Annotated in this window: 27 protein-coding genes; 11 read left to right on the top strand and 16 right to left on the bottom strand. The window is 68.0% G+C overall.

Features of this window, described 5'->3' with window-relative positions; all coding sequences use genetic code 11:
* The first annotated feature begins 276 nt into the window (after positions 1 to 276).
* The gene (locus ACWFRF_RS06280) at positions 277 to 615 is read left to right on the top strand and encodes an ArsR/SmtB family transcription factor (protein WP_378987898.1); all 339 of its coding nucleotides are present in this window, start codon (positions 277 to 279) and stop codon (positions 613 to 615) included.
* On the opposite strand, the gene ACWFRF_RS06275 is transcribed toward ACWFRF_RS06280, so the two are convergent.
* Complete coding sequence (locus tag ACWFRF_RS06275; RefSeq protein ID WP_378988464.1) at positions 597 to 1,571, bottom strand: glycosyltransferase family 9 protein; 975 nt, start codon at positions 1,569 to 1,571, stop codon at positions 597 to 599. The genes ACWFRF_RS06280 and ACWFRF_RS06275 overlap by 19 nt on opposite strands.
* A 161-nt stretch (positions 1,572 to 1,732) precedes the next feature.
* Between ACWFRF_RS06275 and ACWFRF_RS06270 the strand changes: the two genes are divergently transcribed.
* The 3 genes from ACWFRF_RS06270 to gloA2 all read left to right on the top strand — a co-directional run bounded on the left by ACWFRF_RS06270 (position 1,733) and on the right by gloA2 (position 3,233).
* Positions 1,733 to 2,317, top strand: coding sequence for an HdeD family acid-resistance protein (locus ACWFRF_RS06270; RefSeq protein WP_378987895.1), 585 nt, complete (start codon positions 1,733 to 1,735; stop codon positions 2,315 to 2,317).
* A 98-nt stretch (positions 2,318 to 2,415) separates the two neighbouring features.
* A complete protein-coding gene (locus ACWFRF_RS06265; RefSeq protein WP_378987892.1) occupies positions 2,416 to 2,766 on the top strand; it encodes a hypothetical protein in 351 nt (116 codons plus the stop codon).
* A gap of 80 nt (positions 2,767 to 2,846) precedes the next feature.
* Positions 2,847 to 3,233: an SMU1112c/YaeR family gloxylase I-like metalloprotein gene (gene gloA2 / locus ACWFRF_RS06260; protein WP_379315109.1), complete on the top strand. Its 387-nt coding sequence runs from the start codon at positions 2,847 to 2,849 to the stop codon at positions 3,231 to 3,233.
* On the opposite strand, the gene ACWFRF_RS06255 is transcribed toward gloA2, so the two are convergent.
* The 3 genes from ACWFRF_RS06255 to ACWFRF_RS06245 form a co-directional block, all read right to left on the bottom strand.
* Positions 3,234 to 4,034 (bottom strand): HugZ family pyridoxamine 5'-phosphate oxidase, encoded by an 801-nt coding sequence (locus ACWFRF_RS06255; RefSeq protein WP_379315108.1) that lies wholly within the window; start codon positions 4,032 to 4,034, stop codon positions 3,234 to 3,236.
* Positions 4,031 to 5,287, bottom strand: a complete 1,257-nt coding sequence (locus ACWFRF_RS06250; protein ID WP_378987882.1) for a lipase family alpha/beta hydrolase — start codon at positions 5,285 to 5,287, stop codon at positions 4,031 to 4,033. Before ACWFRF_RS06250 ends, ACWFRF_RS06255 begins: the two co-directional genes overlap by 4 nt.
* Before the next feature lie 215 nt (positions 5,288 to 5,502).
* On the bottom strand, positions 5,503 to 6,219 hold the full coding sequence (locus tag ACWFRF_RS06245) for a metal-dependent hydrolase (RefSeq protein WP_378987879.1): 717 nt from the start codon (positions 6,217 to 6,219) through the stop codon (positions 5,503 to 5,505).
* Positions 6,220 to 6,332: 113 nt separating this feature from the next.
* Between ACWFRF_RS06245 and ACWFRF_RS06240 the strand changes: the two genes are divergently transcribed.
* Together ACWFRF_RS06240 and ACWFRF_RS06235 are read left to right on the top strand one after the other, a co-directional pair.
* Positions 6,333 to 6,743: a nitroreductase family deazaflavin-dependent oxidoreductase gene (locus ACWFRF_RS06240; protein WP_378627590.1), complete on the top strand. Its 411-nt coding sequence runs from the start codon at positions 6,333 to 6,335 to the stop codon at positions 6,741 to 6,743.
* A gap of 57 nt (positions 6,744 to 6,800) precedes the next feature.
* Complete coding sequence (locus tag ACWFRF_RS06235) at positions 6,801 to 7,256, top strand: SRPBCC family protein (protein ID WP_378627592.1); 456 nt, start codon at positions 6,801 to 6,803, stop codon at positions 7,254 to 7,256.
* Positions 7,257 to 7,313: 57 nt separating this feature from the next.
* On the opposite strand, the gene katG is transcribed toward ACWFRF_RS06235, so the two are convergent.
* Both katG and ACWFRF_RS06225 read right to left on the bottom strand, forming a co-directional pair.
* Complete coding sequence (gene katG, locus ACWFRF_RS06230; RefSeq protein ID WP_452449104.1) at positions 7,314 to 9,542, bottom strand: catalase/peroxidase HPI; 2,229 nt, start codon at positions 9,540 to 9,542, stop codon at positions 7,314 to 7,316.
* An 11-nt stretch (positions 9,543 to 9,553) separates the two neighbouring features.
* Positions 9,554 to 9,988, bottom strand: coding sequence for a Fur family transcriptional regulator (locus ACWFRF_RS06225; protein WP_056809750.1), 435 nt, complete (start codon positions 9,986 to 9,988; stop codon positions 9,554 to 9,556).
* A gap of 139 nt (positions 9,989 to 10,127) precedes the next feature.
* Here ACWFRF_RS06225 and ACWFRF_RS06220 point away from each other — a divergent pair, with 139 nt between their 5' ends.
* Together ACWFRF_RS06220 and ACWFRF_RS06215 are read left to right on the top strand one after the other, a co-directional pair.
* Positions 10,128 to 10,646, top strand: coding sequence for a hypothetical protein (locus ACWFRF_RS06220; RefSeq protein ID WP_378987873.1), 519 nt, complete (start codon positions 10,128 to 10,130; stop codon positions 10,644 to 10,646).
* Between the two features lie 107 nt (positions 10,647 to 10,753).
* Positions 10,754 to 11,800 carry a fused (3R)-hydroxyacyl-ACP dehydratase subunits HadA/HadB gene (locus tag ACWFRF_RS06215; RefSeq protein ID WP_452449103.1) on the top strand — a complete coding sequence of 349 codons (1,047 nt, stop codon included), beginning with the start codon at positions 10,754 to 10,756 and terminating at the stop codon, positions 11,798 to 11,800.
* Positions 11,801 to 11,834: 34 nt separating this feature from the next.
* On the opposite strand, the gene ACWFRF_RS06210 is transcribed toward ACWFRF_RS06215, so the two are convergent.
* Complete coding sequence (locus ACWFRF_RS06210; RefSeq protein WP_452449102.1) at positions 11,835 to 14,030, bottom strand: molybdopterin oxidoreductase family protein; 2,196 nt, start codon at positions 14,028 to 14,030, stop codon at positions 11,835 to 11,837.
* 161 nt (positions 14,031 to 14,191) lie between these two features.
* Between ACWFRF_RS06210 and ACWFRF_RS06205 the strand changes: the two genes are divergently transcribed.
* Complete coding sequence (locus ACWFRF_RS06205; RefSeq protein WP_379314352.1) at positions 14,192 to 14,536, top strand: hypothetical protein; 345 nt, start codon at positions 14,192 to 14,194, stop codon at positions 14,534 to 14,536.
* Between the two features lie 50 nt (positions 14,537 to 14,586).
* Here the strand turns inward: ACWFRF_RS06205 and ACWFRF_RS06200 are convergent, their stop codons facing one another.
* Both ACWFRF_RS06200 and ACWFRF_RS06195 read right to left on the bottom strand, forming a co-directional pair.
* A complete protein-coding gene (locus ACWFRF_RS06200; protein WP_379314351.1) occupies positions 14,587 to 16,038 on the bottom strand; it encodes an MFS transporter in 1,452 nt (483 codons plus the stop codon).
* Positions 16,039 to 16,052: 14 nt separating this feature from the next.
* Positions 16,053 to 16,856 carry a thioesterase family protein gene (locus tag ACWFRF_RS06195; RefSeq protein ID WP_452449101.1) on the bottom strand — a complete coding sequence of 268 codons (804 nt, stop codon included), beginning with the start codon at positions 16,854 to 16,856 and terminating at the stop codon, positions 16,053 to 16,055.
* A gap of 53 nt (positions 16,857 to 16,909) precedes the next feature.
* On the opposite strand from ACWFRF_RS06195, the gene ACWFRF_RS06190 reads away from it, so the two are divergent.
* Positions 16,910 to 17,392, top strand: coding sequence for a winged helix-turn-helix transcriptional regulator (locus tag ACWFRF_RS06190; RefSeq protein ID WP_379314349.1), 483 nt, complete (start codon positions 16,910 to 16,912; stop codon positions 17,390 to 17,392).
* 101 nt (positions 17,393 to 17,493) lie between these two features.
* On the opposite strand, the gene ACWFRF_RS06185 is transcribed toward ACWFRF_RS06190, so the two are convergent.
* The gene (locus tag ACWFRF_RS06185; protein ID WP_452449100.1) at positions 17,494 to 18,102 is read right to left on the bottom strand and encodes a TetR/AcrR family transcriptional regulator; all 609 of its coding nucleotides are present in this window, start codon (positions 18,100 to 18,102) and stop codon (positions 17,494 to 17,496) included.
* Positions 18,103 to 18,219: 117 nt separating this feature from the next.
* Between ACWFRF_RS06185 and ACWFRF_RS06180 the strand changes: the two genes are divergently transcribed.
* Positions 18,220 to 19,080 carry an SDR family NAD(P)-dependent oxidoreductase gene (locus ACWFRF_RS06180; protein ID WP_452449099.1) on the top strand — a complete coding sequence of 287 codons (861 nt, stop codon included), beginning with the start codon at positions 18,220 to 18,222 and terminating at the stop codon, positions 19,078 to 19,080.
* A 2-nt stretch (positions 19,081 to 19,082) separates the two neighbouring features.
* Here the strand turns inward: ACWFRF_RS06180 and ACWFRF_RS06175 are convergent, their stop codons facing one another.
* The 6 genes from ACWFRF_RS06175 to exaC all read right to left on the bottom strand — a co-directional run bounded on the left by ACWFRF_RS06175 (position 19,083) and on the right by exaC (position 24,953).
* Positions 19,083 to 19,688, bottom strand: coding sequence for a GTP-binding protein (locus ACWFRF_RS06175; protein WP_101467406.1), 606 nt, complete (start codon positions 19,686 to 19,688; stop codon positions 19,083 to 19,085).
* A complete protein-coding gene (locus ACWFRF_RS06170) occupies positions 19,669 to 20,043 on the bottom strand; it encodes a DUF742 domain-containing protein (protein ID WP_378987845.1) in 375 nt (124 codons plus the stop codon). The genes ACWFRF_RS06175 and ACWFRF_RS06170 overlap by 20 nt, the downstream gene beginning before the upstream one ends.
* 12 nt (positions 20,044 to 20,055) lie before the next feature.
* Positions 20,056 to 20,460, bottom strand: a complete 405-nt coding sequence (locus ACWFRF_RS06165) for a roadblock/LC7 domain-containing protein (RefSeq protein WP_067453425.1) — start codon at positions 20,458 to 20,460, stop codon at positions 20,056 to 20,058.
* Between the two features lies 1 nt (position 20,461).
* A complete protein-coding gene (locus ACWFRF_RS06160) occupies positions 20,462 to 22,807 on the bottom strand; it encodes a sensor histidine kinase (protein ID WP_378987840.1) in 2,346 nt (781 codons plus the stop codon).
* Between the two features lie 221 nt (positions 22,808 to 23,028).
* The gene (locus ACWFRF_RS06155) at positions 23,029 to 23,436 is read right to left on the bottom strand and encodes a DUF779 domain-containing protein (protein ID WP_378987837.1); all 408 of its coding nucleotides are present in this window, start codon (positions 23,434 to 23,436) and stop codon (positions 23,029 to 23,031) included.
* Positions 23,436 to 24,953 (bottom strand): acetaldehyde dehydrogenase ExaC, encoded by a 1,518-nt coding sequence (exaC, locus tag ACWFRF_RS06150; protein ID WP_449965314.1) that lies wholly within the window; start codon positions 24,951 to 24,953, stop codon positions 23,436 to 23,438. The genes ACWFRF_RS06155 and exaC overlap by 1 nt, the downstream gene beginning before the upstream one ends.
* Between the last annotated feature and the right edge of the window lie 62 nt (positions 24,954 to 25,015).

The following is a 25,015-nucleotide window of genomic DNA, read 5'->3' as shown; positions in this document are numbered from 1 at the left end:
GCGGACAGAGCCACCGCACCCGCGACCACGCCTCCCCAACGACCTGCGAAGGCGTCAGAGACTCGAGCAGATAACGGGTTGGTCACGAACATGGTTATGAACGTAGCTAAACCGTAACCTTCGCGGCCAATCCTGTGGCTGCGATCACGAAGCGCTATAACCCCAGTTGATCTATAACGATACTCTAACGAATGGCCAACATCCTGTTACTCACCGGGTGAAATTGCCCTGGTCAAGATCGTTGCCGAAATTCCGCATCCCAGGGACACTGATTCAGTGGACGCTAACGGAGTCCGTGCCATCACGGCGTTGTCCGACCCCACCCGGCGCGCGATCTTCGAATTGCTGCCGCAGGGTCCCCGCTCGGTGGCCGACCTCGCCGCCGCCACCGGGATCACCAGTTCGGCCGCGTCGCAGCACCTGCGCGTCCTGCGCGAGGCCCACCTGGTCCGCATGCGCCGCGACGGGAACAGGCACCTCTACTCCCTCGACCCGCGCGGCCTCAACGACGCGCGCGACTACCTCGACAAGTACTGGCCCAGCGCGCTGGCCGCCCATGCCGCCGCTCTGCGGGAGGCGGCCGACGCCGACCCGGCTCAGCCCACCCGGCGGTAACGTGACCGGCCGGATTCGGCCCACGCCTGCTTGTCCAGCTGCATATCGACCGCCGCGATCACCTCGGGCACGCCGATCCGCAGCAGACCGGGGTCGGTGCTCAGGCCGTCCGGATCGCCGACCTGTCCGGCCCAGAGCACCGCGTGCCTGCCCAGCAGATGTGCGGGCGGGCCGCCGCGGCGCGGTGGCGTGGGACCGAACAACAGGACCGTGCGGGTGCCGAACGCTGTCGCCAGGTGTGCGACACCGGTATCGCCGCTGATCACGAGGGCGGCCTCGGCCACCGTCGCCGCGAGGTCGGTGAGGTTCTGCCGACCGGCGAGGACCCGGTCGTCGGGCAAGCCGGCCTGCGCGGCCACCTGTCGAGCGATGTCGTGCTCGAACGGGTCGCCGGTGAGCACCACGTCGCGGCCCAGTACCAGCAGGTGGCGCACCACCGCGGCGAACCGCTCCGGCGGCCACCGCCGGGCGGGCGCGCCCGCGCCGATATGGACGACGATGCAATCGCGCCGGCTGATCGAGGCCACCGGCGGCACCAATCCGAGGTTTCGCCGATCCGCGTCGATGCCCTCGCCCTCGAGCAGGCGGCACCACCGGTCGACGACATGCGCGTCGGGATCCCAGCGCGGACCGGCGAGCTTGGGCAGCGCGGGCGTGCGATGACCGATGATCCGCGCGGCGCCGGTATCGGCCAGTGCTCGGGCGCTGGCGCCGTCGGGGCCGTGCAGGTTCACCGCTAATTCGGGCGCGGGTCCATCCCAGATCAGGGCGGCCGGGTCGGCGGTGGCGACGAGTTCATCGACCGAGGAGATCAGGTCGACGATCTGTTCCAACCGATGCGGCGCCGCCAGGACGATCCGGCTCTGTGGTTCGGCCCGGCGCAGGGCACGCAGAGCCGGGACCGCGGAGAGAAGCTCACCGAGGCCCCGAGCTTGCAGCACGAGTACAACCGACACATTCTTCATCTACCCGAGACTGTCGGCGACCAAACTTTCGCGAGGGCAACGATGTGACGGCTCGCCTGTGGGCCCGCTCACGGCGCTGTGCGTGATCGCGACACGATGACAGCTCCAGCTAATTTCCGGAAAACCAGAGCAAGCGGGCATAACATCTCGTCATGACGACAAATACCGTGATTGGGAGCCCGTTCACGGCTCTTGCCAAGAAAACCTGGCAAACAGTTCTGGTCACCGGCCTCCTCGCGGTGGTCCTCGGCATCATCGTGCTGGTGTGGCCCGGTCCGTCGCTGCTCGTGGCGGGCATTCTGTTCGGTATCTACATGGTTGTCAGCGGTATCTTCCAGCTGATCGCCGCCTTCACCCACCTGCCGAGCACCAGCTTTCGGGTGCTGTCGTTCATCAGTGGTGTGCTGTCGCTGATCATCGGTGTGTTCTGCTTCCGCGACGACCTCACCTCGATTGTGTTGCTCGGCTTGTTCATCGGCATCAGCTGGCTGTTCCGTGGCGTCGCCGTCCTGTTCGCCGCCATCTCGGAGTCGGGCGTGCCCGGCCGGGGCTGGCAGATCTTCTACGGCATCATCAGCGCGCTGGCCGGTGTCGTCCTGATCGTGTGGCCGATCAGCTCCCTCACCACGCTGGTCTGGGTCGTCGGCATCTTCTTGATCGTCATCGGTGTCATGGAAGTCATCACCGCCTTCGGCATCCGCAAGGACGCGCATCTGCTGGACGAGCAGCTGGGCTGATCCTGGCCACGGAATAGTTCGTCTGAACCGGCCGGTGCCTTCGGGCACCGGCCGCTTTCGTCTGAACCACGCTGCCGTCTGAACTACGCTTCGCACCCATGGAATTCGTTTATGACCTGGTGGTTGTCACCCATCTGCTCGGCATGGCCGCGGTGGTCGGTGGGTACGTCGCCTCGCGTCCGGTGGTGTCCGAGCTGATGGTGTGGGGCGCGCGCGCCCAGCTGATCACCGGGGTGATCCTGGCGGGGCTGGCTTCGGCGGTCGACTCGCTCGACAAGGATCCGGATACGACGAAGCTGGCTGTGAAACTGGTTGTCGCGGTCGCGGTGGCGGCGTTCGCCGAAATGGGCCGCGGTGACGCGAAGCGCGGCAAGCAGATCGACTGGATGACCGACGCCGCCGGTGGCCTCGCGATCGTGAACGTGCTGGTCGCGGTGCTCTGGAGCTGAGTGCGCGCCCGATACCGAGGAAGGTCGCGCCGGTCGCGTCCGTGCGGGATCCGCCGGCGGGCATCCGCTAGCGTTGCGGCGTGCAATTTCTCGGCATCCACCACATCGCGATCATCGCGACGGACTACGCCCGCTCCAAGAGTTTCTATATCGAGACTCTCGGGGGGACCGTCCTCGACGAGAACTACCGGGCCGATCGCGATTCGTGGAAGCTCGACATCGAGTTGCCCGGCGGGGTCCGCATCGAACTGTTCTCGTTTCCCGACCCGCCCGCACGCCCGAGCAGACCGGAAGCGGCGGGGTTGCGGCATCTGGCTCTGGCGGTCGCGAGCGTGCCCGCCGCCCTCGATGAGCTGCGGGCACGGGGCGTCCGGACCGAGGAACTGCGCACCGATGAGCACACCGGGAAGCAGATGGCCTTCTTCTTCGATCCGGACGACCTGCCGCTCGAGCTGTACGAGGCGTGATCAGGGCGTCGCGCGGGCCCGGCGCGCGAGTTCCACTGTCGCCGCGCGCAATTCGCTGATCTCGGACAGGGGGCTGGCGTAGCCGACTCGGGTGAGCGCCACGCCGCGTGGTGATTCCACCCGCAGGTCGAGGCCGTAGCGGTCGGCCTTCTCGCAGGTGGCGGCGATGGCGTCGGGGAATCCGCCCAGCTGCTGGGCCATCGCCAGCAGCGCTTCGGCATGGTCGGCGTTGAGGTGCGCGACACCGGGCGCGGCGTGTGCGACGATCGGGTCCGGCTGTGCGGCAAGGTATTCCGCGGCCGAGGCCGAATCCATCCGGCCGTAGCCGCCGACCCAGCGCACCCGCTCGACGCGCAGCACCCACAGCGTGAAATCGCTGTAGTCGATGTAGTACTTGGCCGCCGGGATCGCCGCCAGGTGGGCCGCGCGGGCCGCTTCCGCCTCGGCGCCGGTCGGGCGTTCCACGAAACCGGCGAGGGTGATCCGGGTGCCCGCCAGCGGGTCGGCCGGGATGTCGGGGGTGACGATCGCGATGCTGGCGCGCGGGTCGGCGGCCAGGTTGCGGCCGTGTTCGGCCAGGCGCGACACGCTCAGTACCGGTGCACCGTCGAGCAATCCGTAGGTGATGAACGACGCCCACGGCGCGCCGTCGGCGGTGAGGCTGGCCAGTGTGCCGGTATTGGTGCCCGCCGCGATCGTTCTGGCTTCTTCGGCCGGCGAGGGGCGGGCCTCGTTGGCCAGGGGGGCGGTCGGCAGCGGAATGGCAGGTGCGTCGCCCGGGTCGCCGTGGTCGAGAGTCATGGCCACAGCGTATCCACCTGACGCGCGCGGCGGGGTGCGCTCGTCAACCAGCCGTGCAGCGCTTCGTAGACAGCGTCGTGATTGAGCAGGCTGAAATGGTTCGCCGCGGGGATGTGCAGGCTGTTGACCGCGTCGAAATCGAGGCGCCGGGTCCGGCCGCGCCCCGACCCGCTGCCGGTGAGAACCATGCCGTCGCCGATGATCACGCCGAGCGGATGTTTCGGGCTGTGGGTGATGGTGGTGGTGACGAAGTAGTGATCGACGCCGGGCAGCAGCGGCACTTCCTTCACCGCTCGTGCGCGCAGGGTGTCCACGTCGAGGTCGCGCCAGTCCTCGTCGACCAGCGAGCCCTGCCGCAGGTCGCGGATGCCCGCGCTGCGCCTGCGCAGCAGTGTGCTCAGCGGCCGGGTCTCGGGCAGCAGATCGAGCGCGGCCGACGCGTAGTGCACGAGCTGTTCGAGCGGCGCACCGAGGTGTGGTGAGCCCAGGCACACCACCTGCCGCACCGATCGCACCCACTGCTGGCCCGACTCCTCGGCCTGATGGCAGGCGCTGCGCATGACCAGTCCGCCCATCGAGTGCCCGATCAGGCAGATCTCGTGCACCGGCATCGGCCAGCTGTCGACCAGGCGGGTCAGCAGGGCGCTGAGCTGGGCGGCGTTCTCGGAGATGTGCAGACCGGTATTGAAGCGGACGAAGAGCGGGGTGTAGCCGAGATCGTCGTCGAGGCGCTCGCCGTAGGTGGGACGATTACCGAGCCGCCAGGAGTGTTCGGTCTCCACGAGTCCGTGCAGGAGTACGACCAGCCGGGTCGTCGGCACCGGGACGTGGGCGGCGAACTCCTCGGGTGGGACGGGGACGCCGTCGACGCGAAAGGTCATGGGGGAGGAGAGGATCGGGGTCTCGTCCTCGAGCGTGTCACCGATCAGTCCCTGGATCGCGGCGAGAATGCCCGCACCCCACACGGTGCGCGAGGGGGCGGTGACACCGGGCAGCTGGACCGCGCTCGCGACCTCGCCGACGACGAAGCCGGTGCCGCTGACAGCGGCGTACACGCCATCGGTGATGGCGTCGTGGACGATTTTCACCGGCGCCGCCGCGGGACCGACGCCCAGCCGCACCGCCGCGAATACCCGGTCGGAGAGGGCTCGGTGGATGGCCGCGATCCCATCGACCGCCCCGGCGAACTCGTCACCGGCGAGCCGTGTGAGCGCCTGTACTTCGGCCTGGGCTTGGGGGAGCTGCTCCGTCACAGAGTTGAGAGTACAACTGTGCACTGAATGATGGTGGGGTTGGGGCGGCTTCGAGACCTGCGACGATGCCCTGAGTGTCAGAGTTGGGAGGCCTCACAAAAATCATTCTGATACTGCGATATGCGCATCTAAACATGTTAACCAGTCGGGGCAATCGGCGAAGAACCGGCTACGCCGGTCGGCTCGGGACGGCGGGAGCCCCGCCGTCCCAGCGATCACGGCCGGTGGACGATCGCGTACCAGAGCGCGCCCATCGTGCCGAGCACGAACAGGGGAGAGATGACCCAGGTCTCGACCCGATTCCCGGTCCGCTCGATCAGCGGCACCCGGGTGCGCAACGGAAACGGCCACAGCAACCGGCAGCCCCGATCGGTGAGGCAGTCGCCGAGCAGGTGGGCCAGGCAGCCGAGACCCACGCAGATCGGCAGCCACGCCGGTCGGTCGACGATCCACTGATCGACCGCGAAGGTGCCCGCCGTCGCGAGCACGATCACCGTTCCGTAGGTCCGGACGCTCTTTCCCGGCGGGCACAGGTGCAGCGATCGCACCGCGAGGGCGAGCAGGAAGAACACGAGGCCGAGGGTGAACGGTCTGCCGAGGTAGTGCTCCCCGGCCCAGGTGGCCGCGACCGCGGCGACGACGAACAGCAGTGAATGCGTGCCGTGACGATGTCCGCCCGACGCCCAGGAGATCAACCGGCACAGGTGATGTGACACCGGCCCGAGCACGTGGGAGATGGTGCCGCTGGGATGATCCGCGTCCGGCAGCAGCGCCGCACCCGCGGTGAGCAGCGTGCCCATGATGAGTTCGGCGATGCCGAATCGCGTTGTATCGCTGTCGAACAGGGGGAAAGCGGCGACTGTGAGCGGTAACGCGGCGGCCGTACCGGCCCAGGCCAGCGCCCCACTCGTCGCATGAGAATGTCCTAGCACCCCGCAACGTTAGAGTAAGTCACTACTTTGGCGCATATGCCGTGGACAGCGCCGGAATGCGGGGCGCGCCTGGATCGTTGGGGCAGGGGGAGTTACCCGACGGAAGGACCACGATGAATGCTTTCAACGACCAGGTGATCGCCGAGTTCCGTGCTAACGGCGGCCGCGTCGGTGGCATGTTCGAAGGCAACGACGCCATGGTGATCATCACCACCACCGGCGCGAAGTCCGGGCGCGCGATCACCAATCCGCTGGTGTTCCTGCCCGACGGCGACCGGATCGTGCTGATCGCCTCCAACGGTGGCGCCGACAAACACCCGGCCTGGTATCACAACCTCCTCGCCGACCCGGAACTCACCGTGGAGGTCGGGACCGAAACATACCGGGGCAAGGCGGAACTCGTCGCCGATCCCGAGCGCACCGCCCTCTACGACCGGATGGTCGAGCGGCTGCCGGGCTTCGCCGAGTACCGCGACAAGACCGATCGGGAGATCCCGGTGTTCGCGGTGTATCGAACGAGTTAGTCGCGTGCTCGAGCGGAATGGTTGCCGGGGTGGGTGAGCTGCTGGTTCTATCGCCCGGTGACCGAAACCATCGACGTGCCACGCATCGTCCACGCCTCCCGCGACATCGCGGCGACCCCCGCCGCGATCTTCGACCTGATCGCCGATCCCGCGCAGCAGCCGCGCTGGGACGGCAACGACAACCTCGCGCAGGCCGTCGAAGGCCAGCGGGTCCGCGCGGTCGGTGACGTGTTCACCACGACGCTGACCAACGGCGCCGACCGGGACAACCACATCGTCGAGTTCGAGGAGGGTCGCCGTATCGCGTGGAACCCGTCGGAGCGGGACAAGACCCCGCCGGGACACCTGTGGCGCTGGGAGCTCGAGCCGATCGACGACACCCACACCCGGGTGACCCACACCTACGACTGGACCGAACTGCACGACGAGTTGCGTCAGGTGCGGGCCAAGGCCACCACCGCCGACAAGCTGCAGGCATCGGTGGACCGGCTGGCCGCCCTCGCCGAGTCCTAGTCACCAACGGAACACCCTGCGACTCGAGCTGAGCCGCAGGGTGTTTCGCTGTTCGGATCAGGCGGTGACGTCGAACCGGTCCAGGTTGCTGACCTTGGTCCACGCGGCGACGAAGTCGTGCACGAACTTCTCCTTCGCGTCGTCGGTCGCGTAGGCCTCGGCCACGGCCCGCAGCTGCGAGTTGGAGCCGAACACCAGGTCGACGCGGCTGCCGGTCCACGTGACCGCACCGGAGGAGCGGTCACGGCCTTCGTAGCTGTTCTCGTCGGCGGCCGAGGGCGCCCACTCGGTACCCATGTCGAGGAGGTTGACGAAGAAGTCGTTCGTCAGCGCACCCGGGGTATCGGTGAACACGCCCAGCGGCGAGGACTGGTAGTTCGCGCCGAGCACGCGCAGACCGCCGATCAGCACGGTCATCTCCGGCGCACTGAGCGTGAGCAGGTTCGCCTTGTCGATCAGCAGGAACTCCGCGGGGATCTGCGCGTCCTTGGACACGTAGTTACGGAACCCGTCGGCCGGGGTCTCGAGCGCGTCGAAGGACTCGACGTCGGTCTGGGCCTGGGTCGCGTCGGTACGACCCGGCGTGAACGGCACCGTCACCGGGAAACCGGCAGCCTGGGCGGCCTGTTCCACACCGACCGCGCCGCCGAGGACGACCAGGTCGGCGAACGACACCTGCGTGCCGCCGCCGGCGTTGAACGTGTCCTGGATGCCCTCGTAGACGCGCACCACCTGGGCGAGCTCGTCGGGCTGGTTGACCGCCCAGCCCGCCTGCGGCTGCAGCCGGATCCGGCCACCGTTGGCGCCGCCGCGCTTGTCGCTGCCGCGGAACGACGAGGCCGCCGCCCACGCCGTCGTCACCAGCTGGGCGATGGACAGGCCGGAGGCCTGGATCTGGCCCTTGAGCGCGGCGATCTCGGAATCACCGATCACCGGGCCGTTCTGGGCGGGCACCGGGTCCTGCCACAGCAGTTCCTCGGACGGAACCAGCGGGCCGAGGTAGCGGGCGATCGGACCCATGTCGCGGTGGGTGAGCTTGTACCAGGCGCGGGCGAACGCGTCGGCGAACTCCGCGGGGTTCTCCAGCCAGCGGCGGGTGATCGGGCCGTAGATCGGGTCGAACCGCAGCGACAGGTCGGTGGTGAGCATGATCGGTGCGCGCTTCTTGCCGGTGATGAACGGGTCGGGCACAGTGTCGGCGCCCGCGCCGTCCTTCGGAATCCACTGGTGCGCGCCCGCCGGACTCTTGGTCAGCTCCCATTCGTACCCGTAGAGGGTTTCGAGGAAGTTGTTGTCCCAGGTGATGGGGGTGCTGTTCCAGATGCCTTCCAGGCCGCTGGTGATCGCGTCCTCGCCGACTCCGGTGCCGAAGCTGCTCTTCCAGCCCAGCCCTTGCTGTTCCAGCGGTGCGGCTTCCGGTTCGACGCCGACCAGATCGGCGTCGCCCGCACCGTGGGTCTTGCCGAAGGTGTGGCCGCCGGCGATCAACGCGGCGGTCTCCTCGTCGTTCATCGCCATCCGCGCGAAGGTCTCGCGGATGTCCACGGCGGCGGCGATGGGATCCGGATTGCCGTTGGGGCCTTCGGGATTGACGTAGATCAGGCCCATCTGGACCGCGGCGAGCGGACGCTCGAGGTTACGGTCACCGGTGTAGCGTTCGTCGCCGAGCCAGGTGCGCTCGGGGCCCCAGAACACGTCTTCCTCGGGCTCCCACGCGTCGACGCGGCCGCCACCGAAACCGAACGTCTCGAAGCCCATCGACTCGAGCGCGACGTTGCCGGTGTAGACGATGAGGTCGGCCCACGACAGCTTGCGGCCGTACTTCTTCTTCACCGGCCACAGCAGCCGGCGCGCCTTGTCCAGGCTGGCGTTGTCGGGCCAGCTGTTGAGCGGGGCGAAGCGCTGCAGGCCCGCGCCCGCGCCGCCGCGGCCGTCACCGACCCGGTAGGTGCCCGCGGAGTGCCAGGCCATCCGGATGAAGAACGGGCCGTAGTGGCCGAAGTCGGCGGGCCACCAGGACTGTGAGGTCGTCATGACCTGCTCGATGTCGGCCTTCACCGCGGCCAGGTCGAGGGTGGCGAATTCGGCCGCGTAGTCGAAGTGTTCGCCCATCGGGTTCACCGAGGGCGGATTCTTCTGCAGCAGTGTGAGATTGAGCTGGTTCGGCCACCACTCGGCGTTCGCTCCGCGCGCGTCGGTGGAGGCGAACGGACGATGCATGACGGGGCAACCACTGTCACCGGCTTCCGTGTTGGCTTCCGCGATAGGTGGGTGTTCCTCGGGCACGGTGAATCCTTTCAGGAGAGTGATGGTGATGTCGTGCAGTCGGGGCACCTGCCCCAGTAGATGACTTCTGCCTCGTCGACGACGAAACCGCGGTCGTCGAGGGGAGTCAGACAGGGTGCGTCGCCGACGGCGCACTCGACATCGACGATCACCCCACAGGATCGGCACACCAGGTGATGATGGTTGTCACCGACGCGGGTCTCATAGCGTGCGACGGTGCCCATCGGCTGGATCCGCCGGAGCAGTCCGGCGCTGGTGAGTGCCCGCAGTACGTCGTAGACGGCCTGCTGGCTGACGGCCCCGAGGGTGGCTCTGACTCGGCTCAGAATGGTGTCCGTATCGGCATGCGGATGCTGGTGCACTGCGGTGAGCACCGCCAGGCGTGGCGCGGTGACGCGCAGGGAGGCTGCGCGCAGCATCTGTTCGAAGTCCGATGTGGTGGACACATTCCAGATCATGACTCATTCCAGATGATGTGGGGGCGGGTTTCCAGGATGAGTTGTGATGACATACTGGGCAATTCGCGCAATACTGGCGAGGAAGACCGGATCGGGGAGTCCGGTCCATGAGCATGGGGTGGGAACGATGTCGAATCGTCAGTGGTATGCCGTGTCCGCGATCGCGGTGGCCCTTCTGGTAGCGGGATGCGAGTCGGGACAGTCCGTCGACGCCGCGCCGGCGAGCAGTTCGTCGAAGGCGACCACGACCGTGCGCGCGACCACTCCCGCGGCGCCGGTGCTGAACCGTCGTGGCGAGAACGGAGCGGTGGTCCAGCAGGACGGGCTGGTCGGTGCGGGCAAGCTCGACATCGTCAACGGCAACAGCGACGACTTCGCGGTCGTGGTGACCAACGGTGATCCCAAGAAGCCGCAGGCCACCATCTACGTGCAGGGCAATTCCAACGCCACCCTCACCGGGATCGACGGCACGTACTACGTCTATCTGAAGACCGGCAAGGATTGGGACGAGGCGACGCTGGCCTTCACCCGCGAGCGTGAGTTCCAGAAGTTCGACGACCCGTTCGACGGTGACTCCGATTGGGAGATCACGCTGCAGCCTTCGATCGGTGGCAACGCCAGCACCAGCGACGTACCCTCGTTCTGACCGCGGTGGAAGAGCGCAGAACTGTGAACTGTGCCAAGGAATGCCCGGTCCGCCTGCGCGTCGACTAGCCTGCCGGGTGTCCGTTCCCCGAACGAAGGTGATTCATAGTGACTTCCGTAGTCGATGCCCCGCCCATCGATGGCCCTGACACCGCGTCGAAGGTAGGGCACTACTACCGGGTCGAGGGCGTCTACGAGGTCGGTCGCGAGAAGATCCGCGAATACGCGCGCGCCGTCCAGGACTTCCATCCTGCCCACTGGGAGGACGAGGCCGCCGCCGCGCTCGGCTACCCGGGGCTGGTCGCGCCGCTGACGTTCGTCTCCATCCCGGCTATGGCGGCGAACAAATTGTTGTTCGAAACGGTGGTCGTCGGCTACGACATGTTCGTGCAGACCGAGCAGGTCTTCGAACAGCACAAGCCGATCGTGGCCGGTGACCGACTCGTGGTCGATGTCGAGCTGACCTCGGTGCGCACGATCGCGGGCAAGGACCTGATCACTGTCACCAACACCTTCGTCGACGAGCTCGGCGAGACCGTGCACATCATGCACACCACGGTCGTCGGTATCACCGGGGACGACGGCGTGGATCCCGCGATCACCGCCGCGGTGGAGAACATCATGCTGCACGGCGTGAGCATCTACAGCGCCGACAAGAACGCCGTGGTGGAGACCACCCTGCGTCCCGAGGGCGAGGTTGTGCTGTCGGTCGAGGGCGCTGCCCGCGTCCCCAGCACCAGGCTGTCGTTCGACGAACTCACCGTCGGCGACGAACTCCCGCTCCGCGACGCCCGCGTCTCGCGCGGTGACCTCGTCAACTACGCCGGCGTCTCCGGCGACGGCAACCCCATCCACTGGGACGAGAAGATCGCCGAGCTGGCGGGCCTGCCCGACATCATCGCCCACGGCATGCTCACCATGGGTCTGGGTGCGGGCTTCCTGTCCACGTGGTCCGGCGACCCCGGCGCCGTCACCCGCTACGGCGTTCGCCTGTCGACCTACACCATCGTCGGCCGGGAGGGCGGCCAGGTCGAGTACACCGGCCGCGTGAAGTCCCTCGACCCGGAGACCCGCAGCGCGGTGATCGCCATCGTCGCCAAGTCCGGCGGCCGCAAGATCTTCGGTCTCGCCACCGCGAACCTGCGCTTTCGCTGACCCCGGCGCGGTGGACCCGACCTCGTAGCCGGGTTCACCGCGGCGCGGCCACGACCTCGGATCGTGGTGTGGCGTCCGGGGTTTCGGACGCCACCGGGTTCACCCGCACCCACGTGCTGTTGACCGCCGACGTGCCGGAGAGCAGGTCGGTGCGGGCCGGGTCGTGCAGCAGGTTGACATTGGCGCCCGGCAGGCCCGCCGCGACCGACCAGCCGACCCCGGGTTCGCGATGGCCCCATCCGTGGGGGATCGCCACCACCCCGGCGCGAATATCGCCACTGATCTCCACCGGAACCACGATCGAGCCGACCGGGGATTCGATCGTGGCCGGATCACCGTCGGCGAGACCACGGGCGGCGGCATCGTCGGGATGGATGAGCACGGTGCAGCGGTCGCGGCCCTTCACCATCGACGGGATGTTGTGCAGCCAGGAGTTGTTGCTGCGCAGGTGCCGCCGTCCGATGAGCTGGAGGTCGTAGCCCGGCTCGGCCGCCCCGGTCGCGTCGTCGAGGACCGTGCGCACCGCCGCCAGGAAATCCGCGGGTGCCAAGTGTGTCTTGCGATCGCCGGTGCCGATCAGTTCGGGCAGCCGTGGTTGCAGCGGTCCGAGGTCGACACCGCCTGCCGTGTCCCGAATCTTCTTCAGCGTCAACCCGTTCCGTCCACGACGCAGGATTCCGTAGGGGCCCGTCGCGACGGCCGCCGCGGACAGTCGCAAGGGGCTGAACTGTTCGAACGCGGCATTGAGCACCCGTGCGGTGAGCCGCCGTGCCGGCAGCGGGACCATTTCGGTCACCAGCCGTGCCAGGATCTGCCAGTCGTCCAATCCGTCGGCGGGCGGCTCGAACACCCTGGCGTCGTAGCGGGCGTTGTTGCGAACGCTGAAGATCGGGAACAGCAGGCTCAGTTCCTCGCGTTCCAGCGCGGAGACGGGCGGCAGGATGAAGTCGGCGTGCCGGGTCGTCTCGGTGATGTACATGTCGACGGCCACATAGCAACCCAAAGATTCCAGCGCGGCATCGAGCTTGTCCGCCTGCGGAGTCGAGAGCACCGGATTGCCCGCGTAGGTGATCATCGCTTTGATCTGGCCCGGTCCTTCGGTGCGGATCTCCTCGGCGAGGACCGCGACCGGCAGTTCGCTGCGGAACGACTTGTGCGCGCCGGAGCGGTCGGTCCACGCGCCGTGTCCCATGGGCAGGTACTTCGCGTAGCGGGCGGCGTCGACGACGGGGGTCGCGAACATCTGACCGCCCGCGCGATCGAGATTGCCGGTGACCGCGTTGATCGTGTTGACCAGCCAGTGGGTGAGCGTGCCCGTCACCTGCTGGCACACCCCGATTCGCGCGTACAACACTGCCGAGGGTGCCGCCGCGTGGTCGCGGGCCAGCCGTCTGATGGTGTCCGCGTCGACGCCTGCCAGTGGCGCCATGCGTTCCGCGGTGGTGTCGGCGACCAGTGCGGCCAGCTCGTCCCAGCCGGTGCACAGCGCGCGGACCGCCCGTTCGTCGCACAGTTCCTCGGTGATCAGCACATGCAGCATCGCGAGCAGCAGGTACACATCGCCGCCGGGACGGACCGCCACGTGTTCGTCTGCCAGCCGGGCGGTTTCGGTGCGGCGCGGGTCGATCACGACGACGGTGCCGCCCCGGGCGCGGACCGCCTTGAGGCGCGATTTGGCGCCGGGCATGGTGGTGATCGATCCGTTGGACACCGCGGGATTGGCGCCGAGCACCACCAGCCGGTCGGTGCGGTCGATATCGGTGATCGGCATGAGAACGTTCGAGCCGAACATCCGCCACGCGACGAACTCCTGCGGGAACTGATCGATCGAGGACGCGGAGAAGAAGTTCCGGGTCAGCAGGACGGCCCGCAGCAGCGCTGCGTACATCACCGAGGAACTGTGCGCGGCCGGGTTGCCGATGTACATCCCGATGGCGCTGGGACCGTGCGCGGACCGCACCGCGCGCAAACGCTGACCGATCTCGCGGAAGGCCTCGTCCCAGCCGACCGGTTCGAAACTGTCGCCGACGCGGCGCATCGGTGTCCGCAGCCGGTCGGGGTCGTGGTGCAGACCGCCCATGGCTGTCGCCTTCGGGCAGATGTAGCCCTTCGACAGCACGTCGTCCGGGTTGCCTTCGACGCGGGTGACCCGCGAATCTTCGACCGTGACCAGAATCCCGCAGTGCGCTTCACACAATGTGCACTGCCGGGCAATCGTCGTGCTGTCCACAGCTTTCCTACCCTCCGCCGAACCGCTCCTGCCACGGTAGCGCGACCGAACGGCTCGGCAGATCCGTCTGTGGTCTGATTTTCGTGCCGATCGACGACCGGGCGTAATATCGTTCGCGATACGAAGAGCCTTCATTTCCGCTCAGGTCAGGAGCAGATTCGATGCGTTCCACCGTTCGTCTCGGCCTCGCGGTCGCCGCCGTCACCGTGGCCGGGATCGCCGGGCATGCCACCGCCGCCGCCCAGCCCAGCTATTACGACCCCGTCATCACGCCGTGCAGTCACCTGTTCCGCACCCCGCTCGAGATGCCACGTCCTGGCACGGACGTGTACTGGAGTCCGTTCGGGACGTCGAACATCGTCTGCTACGACGACGGCACCGGGATGGAGAACTACTACCAGCGCGACCCCTGGGGCCGCTGGCACGACATGAACGAGCTGACTCCCGGTCACTTCTTCTACGTGATCTTCGATTCCTCGGTCCCCGATCAGGCGACCTGGGGCTGAGCGGACCGGAGGACGCGGCCGGCGACATCGTGGTCGCCGACCGCTCGGGGTCACGCCGATACTGCCGCGCCCCCGGATCTTTCGGTCGCCTCCGGAGTGTGGCCGGGCGATTCGATCGGTGGTCCGGCCTGCGCTGGGGTCCGCACGGCGAAGCCGATGAGTCCGGCGAGGACCGCGACCGCGGCGGTCACGTACCAGGCGCGCTGGAAGGCGTCGAGCGTGGCAGCGGGGGTGTCGGGCGTACCGAGCAGCGCGACGAGAAGCGCGACGCCGAGGGCTAGGCCGAGTTGGCGGGCCATGCTCAGGACGCCCGATCCGGTCGCGAAGCGTTGCGGGGGCAGGGTTCCCGCGCCGACGGCGAACGCGGTCGGCAGGGTGAGCCCGACGCCGAGACCGGTCAGCAGCATGCCGCCGAGCAGGCCACCGACATAGTCCGGTGACAGTTCGGCTGCGCGCGCCCACCACAGGAGTCCACCGCCGAAGGCGAGTCCGCCTGCCGCGATCACCGGTCCCGCACCGATTCGCGCGATGAGTTTGCCCGCGGCGATGGCGACGAACGGCACGACCAGGGGGCCGGGCGCGATCGCGAGTCCGGTCTGCAAGGCCGACCACCCCCACACGTTCTGCGCCCAGAGCGTGACCGAGAGCAGCATGCCCGCGAACGCGATTTGGAACACCAGTGAATTCGCACCCGCGAGCACGAAATTCGGGACCCGGAGCAGGGCGGGGTCGACGATCGGGCTGTGATGACGAGCCGAGCTCACGGCGAAGACGACCCCGAGCGCGATCGCGATACCGAACGCGGCGAGGACTCCGGTGGAGGTCCAGCCCCAGTCGGGACCCTGGACGACGGCCAGGATCAGCGACCCGACCGCCCCGATCAGCGCGCCCGCACCCAGCAGATCGGGCAGCGGGCCGCCCGCGGCGGGCGGGCACGGCAGCTTACGGACACCGATCGCGAACGCCGCCAACCCGATCGGCACGTTCACGAGAAACACCCAGCGCCAATCGATTTCGACCAGCAAGCCGCCGAGCACCGGGCCCAGCGCGGCGCCGAGACCACCGAACGCGACCCACAGCCGAACCGCACCCGCGCGCCGCTGCGGCGGTGTCGCGGCGAGTACCAGTGCGAGTGAGGACGGGGTGAGCAGGGCGCATCCCACCGCCTGCAGAACACGGAAAGCGATGAGCGACTCCACGTTCCAGGCCGCCGAGCACAGTGCCGACCCGATCACGAAGATAGCCAGGCCGGTGAGAAAGGTGGCGCGGTTGCCGCCGCGGTCGCCGAGGCGACCGGCCGGAACGAGCAGGGCGGCGAAGACGATGGCGTAGAGGTTGAGCACCCAGGACAGTTCGGTCAGGCCGGCGCCGAAGTCGTCTGCCATGGCGGGCATGGCGACATTGACGATGAACAGGTCCAGGCTCGACAACAGCACGCCGATGGAGACGATGGCGAGCACCAACCGGGGATTGGTCTCCCGGAGTGGGGTAGTGGATGGCATGTTCCAGCTCTCGTTCAGCCGAGGACGCGGCGGGTTTGACGGGCGGTGGCGAGCAGTACGCCGTCGCCGTCCCAGATATCGGTGTCGTCGACCGACCAGCCGTCACCGGAACTGACGTTCGCGGCGCGGACCAGCACGGGCGTGTCGCCGAGGTGGGTGAGATCGGCGTGCAGTTGCAGCGACAGGGTGACGGTCGGGACGACGACCGGCGCGGTGAGCAGCGGGAACAGTCCCGGTGGCAGCGCGTCGGCGAGGACGGCCAGGCTCGGCGCGTCGAGGGGCAGCGCGGGGTCGAGTGCGATCCAGGCGCACATCATCGCCTCATCCGCGCCGCTGAGAGGCAATGGGCCCGCGGCGGGACGGATGACGAAATGCGCGCCGACGGGCACGATCTCCGGCGGCAGCCGGAACAGCGCGCAGTCCGGTGCGGCCGCGACGACGGGTGCGGGTCTGGCGCTGTGGGCGGGGATCGCGGTCGCGCCGGGCGCGCCCAGGGTGACGGTGGCCGCGGCGACCCGCGCACCGTCCTGTTCGGCGACCACGTCCAGCATCGTCGTGCTGCGCCCGACCGGGTGTTCGGTGGCGTGCAGGGTGAACGCGCCGGTCGCCGGTCGGCCGAGGAACCGGACATCGGCGGCGCGCACGGGGTGCTCGCGCGAGCTCGCCTGCTGGGCGACGTCGATCAGGAGCCCGGCGAGCGTGCCGCCGTGCGGGCCGGTCCAGCCGCGCCACGAGTCGTCGACCACGGCATGCCACCGCCCGGAGTCCGTGGCGGTGAGGGCGAATCGCGCGCCGAACCGCCCAGTGAGTTTCATCATGCAACTCACCGTAGATGGGTGAGTTCTTTCATGCAACCGACTAGACTCAGGGCATGCGGCGCACCAGCTTCGAAGACATGAACTGCTCCCTGGCCCAGTGCTTGGAAGTGGTCGGGGAGTGGTGGACCTTGTTGATCGTGCGTGACGCCCTCTTCGGCGTGACCCGTTTCGACGAGTTCCGCGACCGCCTCGGCATCGCCCGCAACGTGCTCACCCAACGCCTCGAAGGCCTGGTCGAACACGAGATCATGACGAGAGAGCCCTACCAGGACAACCCCGTCCGCTACGACTACCGTCTGACCGCCAAGGGTCGCTCCCTGTGGCAGGTGATCACCGCGATGCGCCAGTGGGGCGACGAATGGGCCGCCCCGAACGGGCCCCCGGTAGAGGTCCTGCACCGCACCTGCGCCCACCTCGCCACCATCGAGCCCACCTGCTCGCACTGCGGCGAGCGAGTCCACGGCCGCGACCTGACACTGATGGACGGCCCCGGCGCGGGTGATCGTTCTCCGCTACCCGAGTCGCTACGTGGGTGAAGTCGCCCCGGCGTCATCGTCGCGCGCCGGTCATCGAGGCAGGGGCACGACAATTGTGCGGTGCGGGCCGAATGTCGCTGATAGGACGTGCTTTCGATCAGTCAGCCGCGTAGTCCGCGCAGCGCAGTCTCCACGACGCGATCGGCGAATTCGGTGGTGAGGGTGCCGGTGCGCAGGAGCCAGCGGTCCATCAGCGGGCCCCAGATCATCGCGATGGCCACGTCGAGGTCGATATCGGGGGCGATCTGGCCCGCGGCTTGGGCGTCGGCGAGTCTGCGACGTTTCAGGTCGTCCACGGGGCTCTGTAGGCGTTCGACGTAGGTGGCGGCCAGGGCGGTGTCGTGCATGATGGCGCTGGTCAGGCCGCGCAGGGGGAGGTCGAAGCGGGGGTCGGCGAGTTCGGCGACGGTCGCGCGCAGGACCAGTTTCAGGTCGGCTTCCAGGTCGCCGGTGTCGGGCAGGCCCGGTGTCGCGTCGTCGCCGGTCTCGCTGAGCATCAGGAAGGCGTCGAGCAGGACGGCGCCCTTGGACGGCCACCACCGGTAGATCGTCTGCTTGCCGACACCTGCCCTGGCGGCGATCGCCTCGATGGTCAGCTTGTCGTAGCCGATCTCGCCCGCCAGCTCGAAGGCGGCGGACAGGATGGCGCGCCGGGATCCTTCGTTGCGCCGGGTCGCGTCGGCCGACGCCCGGGGGTTCTGCTGGCTCATGTCGCCATCCTAGCAATCTAAGAGACGAGACGTTGCGTCTTGACAGGCCGGTGAACCGCTGGCATCCTCGGATCATCAGACGAGACGCAACGTCTTGTCTAGCCAAGGAGGAACGCCATGACCACCGCCGCTACCACTGCATCCCGCGTCTGGTTCATCACCGGAGCGAGCCGCGGTCTCGGTCGCGCCTTCGCCGAAGCGGCGCTGGCGGCGGGGGACCGGGTCGCCGCCGCCGCGCGCACCGGATCCGCCCTCGACGAGCTCGCCGCGGCGCATCCGGGCCGGGTACTGCCGTTGACCGTCGATGTCACCGACCGCGCCGCGGTGCACGCGGCGGTCGATGCCGCTGTCGCCCACTTCGGCCGCCTCGACATCGTGGTCAACAACGCGGGCACGCTTTCGATGGGCATGATCGAGGAGTTCAGCGAAGCCGAGGCTCGCGCGCAGATGGAGGTCAACTTCTTCGGCGCGCTCTGGGTGAGTCAGGCCGTGCTCCCGCATCTGCGCGCGCAGCGCAGCGGGCACATCGTGCAGGTGTCGAGCATCGGCGGACTCGCCGGGTTCCCGCTGTCGGGAATGTATGCCGCGAGCAAGTTCGCGCTCGAGGGCATGAGCGAGGCCCTGGCGATGGAAGCCGCGGAATTCGGTGTGCGCGTGAGTATTCTGCAGCCGGGTGGGTACTGGACCGACCTGTATTCGGCGATGGTGACTACCACCCCGATCCAGGCCTACGCCCCGCTCCGTGCCCAGCTCGAGGCCCAGTGGGCCGAGGGATCGGTCGACAGCGAGCCCGCCCTCGCCGCCGAGGCGCTGCTCACGCTCGTCGGCGCCGGGGAACCGCCGCTGCGCCTGCTGCTCGGAAACATGGTGTACGACTTGGCCTTCGACCTCGCGCGCGCCAAGATGGCCACCTGGTCGGCCTGGGAGCAGACCAGCCGAGCCGCGGAACGGGCAGTCCCCGCGCCGGGCTCGGCATAGTCTCAGGTGGTGACGGGAGTTCGTGCGGCGCGATCGATCAAGTACTCGACCAGGTGGGTCAGCACCGCCTTGGCCGAGGGCCGATCGCGCGCGTCGCACAGGATCACCGGCGTGTTCGGATCCAGGTCCAGGGCATCGCGCACCTCGTCGACCGTGTAGCGCGGCGCGCCGTCGAAGCAGTTCACCGCGATCAGGAACGGCAAGCCGCGCCGCTCGAAGAAGTCCACCGCCGCGAACGAATTGCTCAATCGCCGGGTGTCGGCCAGCACGATCGCGCCGAGGGCGCCACGGCACAGCTCGTCCCACAGGAACCAGAAGCGGTCCTGTCCGGGCGTACCGAACAGGTACAGCACCAGATCCCGGTCGATGGTGATGCGGCCGAAGTCCAGCGCGACGGTGGTCGTGTGCTTCTGCTCCACCCCCGACAGGTCGTCGACACCGGTGCTGACCTCGGTGATCAGCTCTTCGGTCCGCAGCGGCGCGATCTCGCTGATCGCGCCGACCATGGTGGTCTTGCCGACGCCGAAGCCGCCGGCGATGAGGATTTTGACCGAGGCGGCCATGTGCTGGTCGCCTGCGGACATCGGGTCAAAGTTTTCGGATGCCATCCAGAACCGCTCGCAATATGTTGAGGTCACCGGCACCGGCCTCGGCCGCTACCGGAGCCCGGAAGATGAGGTGGCCCTCGGCGATGAGATCACCGACGAGGATCTTGGTTACCGCCAGAGGCAGTTTCAGCACGGCCGAGACCTCGGCCACCGACTGCGGACGCTTGCACAACTGTGCGATCGTCGCGTACTCGGGTTCTGGTTTGCGCAGGGTGGGGGCGGGGTATACCGCCACCACCACTGTGAGCATGTCCAGGTCGTGCGCCGCGCCCATGGTGCGGCCGCGGGTCACCGCGTACGGCCTGACCAGGGGTCCGGCCGCGTCGTCGAACCACGGATCGCCGAGTCGAGTCATTGTCGAGACTTTCTATAGCTGCGCATGCCCGTGCCGCGGCTCCGTAGACAGATAGCTGCCGACCCGCTGCACGGTGAGATTCATTTCGTAGGCGACCATGCCGAGATTGGCCGATTCGTTGGCTTGCAGTGCCAGACAAGCGTTGTCACCGGCCGAGGTCACGAAGAGCACGGCTCGATCGAGCTCGATCACCGCTTGGCGCACGCCGCCGCCGTCGAACCGGCTGCCCGCGCTGCGGGCGAGACCGTAGAGGGTCGAGGACATGGCGGCGAAGTGTTCGGCGTCTTCACGCTTCATCTGCGAGGAGCGTCCGAGCAGCAGTCCGTCGGTGGACAGCACGACCGCGTAGCGGACCCCTGCCAGCCGGTCGACGAGATCGTCGAGTAGCCAGTTGAGATCACCGGGGGAAGAGTTCACCTCAGCCTTCCTGTTCGTCCTGGTTCGATGTGGTCTGTTGTTTGCGACCCTGGCGGGTGCCGTTCTCGATCGCGGACATGATGTCGCGCGCCTGTTCTGCGGAGCGGGGGCGCTCGGGTGCGCGCGGCGCCTCGGCGGCGGGCTCGGCGAGCTCGGGCGCCAGATTGGTCTGCCTGCTGCGACGCGGCAGCGCGGGTCGTTCGTCGGAGCCGGTGTCGTAGCGCGGGGTCTGCGCGGGGGGCGCCTCGGGGGCCGGTGCCATCGGGCGCGGGGTCGGCGGGTCGGCGACCAGGGTCGCGACCGGCGCGGGCGCGGATTCGAGAGCGGCGATCGGTCCCGAATCCTGCGGTGCGGGCAGCCCACGACGCAGCGGGCCGGTCATCGTGGGCGGCGTGCCCGCGAGGTCGGCCTCACCTGCCAGCAACTGCTGGGGGATCAGCACGATGGCGCGGATGCCGCCGTAATCGGATTCGCTCAGCCGCACCGACACACCGTGCGCGAGGGCCAGCCGGGCGACCACGAACAGGCCCAGGCGCGAGTCCGAGGACAGCGTGCCGACACCGAAATCCGGCGGATCGGCCAGCATGGTGTTGTAGCGGACCAGGTCGTCGGCGCTCATGCCCATGCCCTGATCGGTGATCTCGACGACCACGCCCTTGCCGACGACATTGCCGCTCGCCTCGACCCGCGACTGCGGCGGGGAGAACGCGGTGGCGTTGTCGACGAGCTCGGCGAGCAGGTGCACGAGGTCGGCCACGACGGTGCCGACGACGCTGACCTCGGGCAGCTTGGTGACCCGCACGCGCGCGTAGTCGAGCGTTTCGCCGATGGCGCTGCGCACCACGTCCATCACCGGCACCGGCTGACGCCACTGCCGTCCCGGGCGACCGCCGCCGAGGATGATCAGGTTCTCGGCGTTGCGACGTTCACGGGTGGCCAGGTGATCGAGCCGGAACAGCGTCTCGAGCAGTGCCGGATCCTCTTGGCGGCGTTCGGCTTCGTCGAGGATCTCGAGCTGGCGGTGCACCACGATCTGGCTGCGGTGGGCGATGTTGAGGAACACCGCTCGCACGCCCTCGCGAGTACGGGCCTCGTCGACCGCGGCACCGATCGCCGCGGCGGCGGCGTGTTCGAAGGCCTTGGCGACCTGACCGATCTCGTCGTGCCCGAAGTCCAGGGTGGGCGCGGTGTCGGCCGGGTCGACCTCGCCACCGTCGCGCAGGGTGCGCATGGTGGCGGGCAGCTGCTCGTCGGCGAGTTGCAGTGTCGCGGTGCGCAGCCGGCGCAGCCGGCGAATGATCCGGTTCGCCAGGACGATCGCGATGAGGAAGACGAGCGCACTGAGCGCGAGCACGCCGCCGCCCGCCAGCGCGGCATTGGTCTCGGCCTTGCGCGAGGAATCCTCGGCAAGCTTCTGCACATGGTCGTTGTAGCTGGTGTAGGAGTCGAGCAGGCTCCGGTTGACCTCGGCCGCGGCGTTCTGCCATTCGGGAATCGGCATCGGCAGTGCGACGGGGGTGGGAGCCTTGCTGGTCGAGGTACTCGCCTGGGCGGCCGCCGACACCGCGAAACGCTGCACGAGAGCGGATTCCATCGCGCTCAGCCGCTGCCAGTGCCCGGTGGCCGTCAACGCGACGACGGCGCCGCGCTCGGGTTCGTCGAGTCCGGCGGCCAGGTTGGCGATTTCGCCGTGGTAGAGGCCGCTCTGGTTGGTGAACTCGTCGAGCGGGATGGTCGAGGCACCGTCCGAGGCCACCATCGCGGCGGCGACCGCGTTGCTGCGCGACATCGCCTCGGCGGCACCGAGCAAGCGCAAGCCCTCGGACACACCGGTCGCGACGACCGCGTCGGGCGCCGCGCGCTCGGCGACCTTGGTGCCCTGGATGATCACGTTGAGCAGCGAGTTGTAGAACAGGTAGGCGTCCGCGATCGGCAGCATCCGGGCGTCGGCGCCCTTGCGCACGCCGTCCAGATGCGTGCCGAGAGTGGCGAAGCCGGCCTTGTCGTTGCCGATGTTGGAGTCATCGATCGCGCGCAGGTTCTCACCGGCGGCGATCAGGCCGCGAAAGGCGCCGTCCATGCGCGTGCGCGCGGCGGCCAGGCCGAGTGCGGCGGTCTCGTCGCCCGCGATGTGGGCCAGGGTCAGGTGGCGCTCGGATTGGACCGCCTCGATCAGCTCACGGGCCGGTACAGCGGCATCCTGCAACTGCACGGCCCACGACTTGGCCTTGTTGCTCTGCTCGACCAGGTAGCCCGCCGTACCGACGCCGACCACCACCAGAGTCAAACTCGGGATGAGAGCAATCGCCAGAATCCGGGTGCGCACACCGAGTCTCGCTAAGAACATCGCCATAACGTAACGGAATCGTTGCACTGTTGTCGCCTGTGTCTCGCTGAGCGAGACGCGATTTGGTTTGCGCGGGAACACATTTGCTATATGGGGGTGAAAACGAAAAAACGGCGAGCTCACCCCGCCGGCTGAGCCGCGATGGCCCAGTCGGCGGGGGCTCGCCGCGACCTGGCAGCGCCGGGAAAGATGCTGCCAGGTCAGGTTTTCGGCGGGCGCCGCTACAGTGTGCGGTCGGCGCCCGTGCGTGGTGGCGGCCCGGCCGCCAGTGCCGCGTGCTCCGCCTCGGTCAGCAGCCTGGCGCGCAACACGAATCGCATGCCCTGGCCTGCCTCGAGCGAATCCTCGGCAGCCTCACCGCGCGTCACATCGACGGTGAGGTGGGTATCTTTCCAGCATTCGAATTGTGCCGCGCTGATCCAGAATTCGGTGTGCCAGCTGAGCCGGCCGAGCAGGATGTCGGCCTTCTCGATCGGGAACTGCTTGGCCGACAGGCACACCGGTGCGGCGTCGTCGTCGCAGCCCTCGCCGGCCTGGCGGAACAGCACCGGGCCGTTGTCCTCGATGAGGCGGCGGAGCAGGGTCTGAGCGCGCTCGGTGATCTCCACACGGTGGATTCGATTCTGCATCAGAACATCCCGAGTTTCGTCGTCGAATAACTGACCAGCAGGTTCTTGGTCTGCTGGTAGTGCCCGAGCATCATCGCGTGGTTCTCCCTGCCGAACCCCGACTTCTTGTAGCCGCCGAACGCGGCATGGGCGGGGTAGGCGTGGTAGCAGTTGGTCCAGACCCGGCCTGCCTTGATGCCGCGGCCGAGTCGGTGGGCGGTGTTCATGTCGCGGGTCCACACGCCCGCACCGAGACCGTAGAGGGTGTCGTTGGCGATGCGGATCGCTTCGTCGACGGTATCGAAGCGGGTGACCGCGACGACCGGGCCGAAGATCTCCTCCTGGAAGATCCGCATCGTATTGTCACCGGAGAAGACCGTGGGTTCGATGTAGTACCCACCCGGTAGACCGTCGACCTTGCGTGCTTCCCCTCCAGTGAGCACACGGGCGCCTTCGGCTCTGCCGATGTCGAAATAGGACAGAATCTTCTCGTACTGGTCGTTGCCGGCCTGTGCGCCGATCATCGTCTCGGTGTCGAGCGGATGACCGGACACGATGGCCTCGGTGCGGGCGATGGCGCGGGCGAGGAACTCGTCGTAGATCGACGAGTGGATCAGCGCCCGCGACGGGCACGTGCACACCTCGCCCTGGTTCAGGGCGAACATGACGAACCCCTCGACGGCCTTGTCGAGGTAATCGTCGTCGGCGGCCAGCACATCGGGCAGGAAGATGTTGGGGCTCTTGCCGCCGAGTTCGAGAGTGACCGGAATGATGTTCTCGCTGGCGTACTGCATGATCAACCGCCCGGTGGTGGTCTCGCCGGTGAAGGCGAGCTTGGCCACCCGTGGGCTCTGTGCCAGCGGTTTGCCCGCCTCGACACCGAAACCGTTGACCACGTTGAGAACTCCGTCGGGTAACAGATCCGCGATGAGTTCGACGACGAGCAGCAGCGACGCCGGTGTCTGTTCGGCCGGTTTGATGACCACGCAGTTGCCCGCCGCCAGCGCGGGTGCGAGTTTCCAGGCGGCCATCAGGATCGGGAAGTTCCACGGAATGATCTGGCCGACCACGCCGAGCGGTTCGTGGAAGTGATAGGCGACCGTGTCGGCGTCGATCTGGGACAGCGAGCCCTCTTGGGCGCGAAGCACACCCGCGAAGTACCGGAAGTGATCGATGGCCAGCGGGAGGTCCGCCGCCAGGGTTTCGCGCACCGGTTTGCCGTTGTCCCAGGTCTCGGCCACGGCCAGCGGTTCGAGACTGTTCTCGATCCGGTCGGCGATCTTGAGCAGGATGTCGGCCCGCTCGGTGACCGAGGTCGCGGCCCATCGGTCGGTGGCGCGGTGTGCCGCCTCGAGCGCCATGTCGATGTCGGCGGCGCTGGAACGGGCCACCGCGCAGAAGATCTCACCGTCGACCGGTGAGGTGTTGTCGAAATAACGGCCTTCGACAGGGGGCGACCAGTCACCTCCGATGAAGTTGTCGTATCGGGCGGCATAGCTGACTATGCCGGTATCCGATCCGGGTTTGCCGTAGATCATTCGCCTCGCTCCTCGCGACCTCTGCGTGGTGCCCCACACTATGGTCGGCGAAGGTTGGTACG

It is taken from the genome of Nocardia sp. NPDC055165, assembly GCF_053606985.1.
The sequence above is the reverse complement of the archived record's forward strand: the minus strand, read 5'-3'. Positions and strand labels throughout refer to the sequence as shown.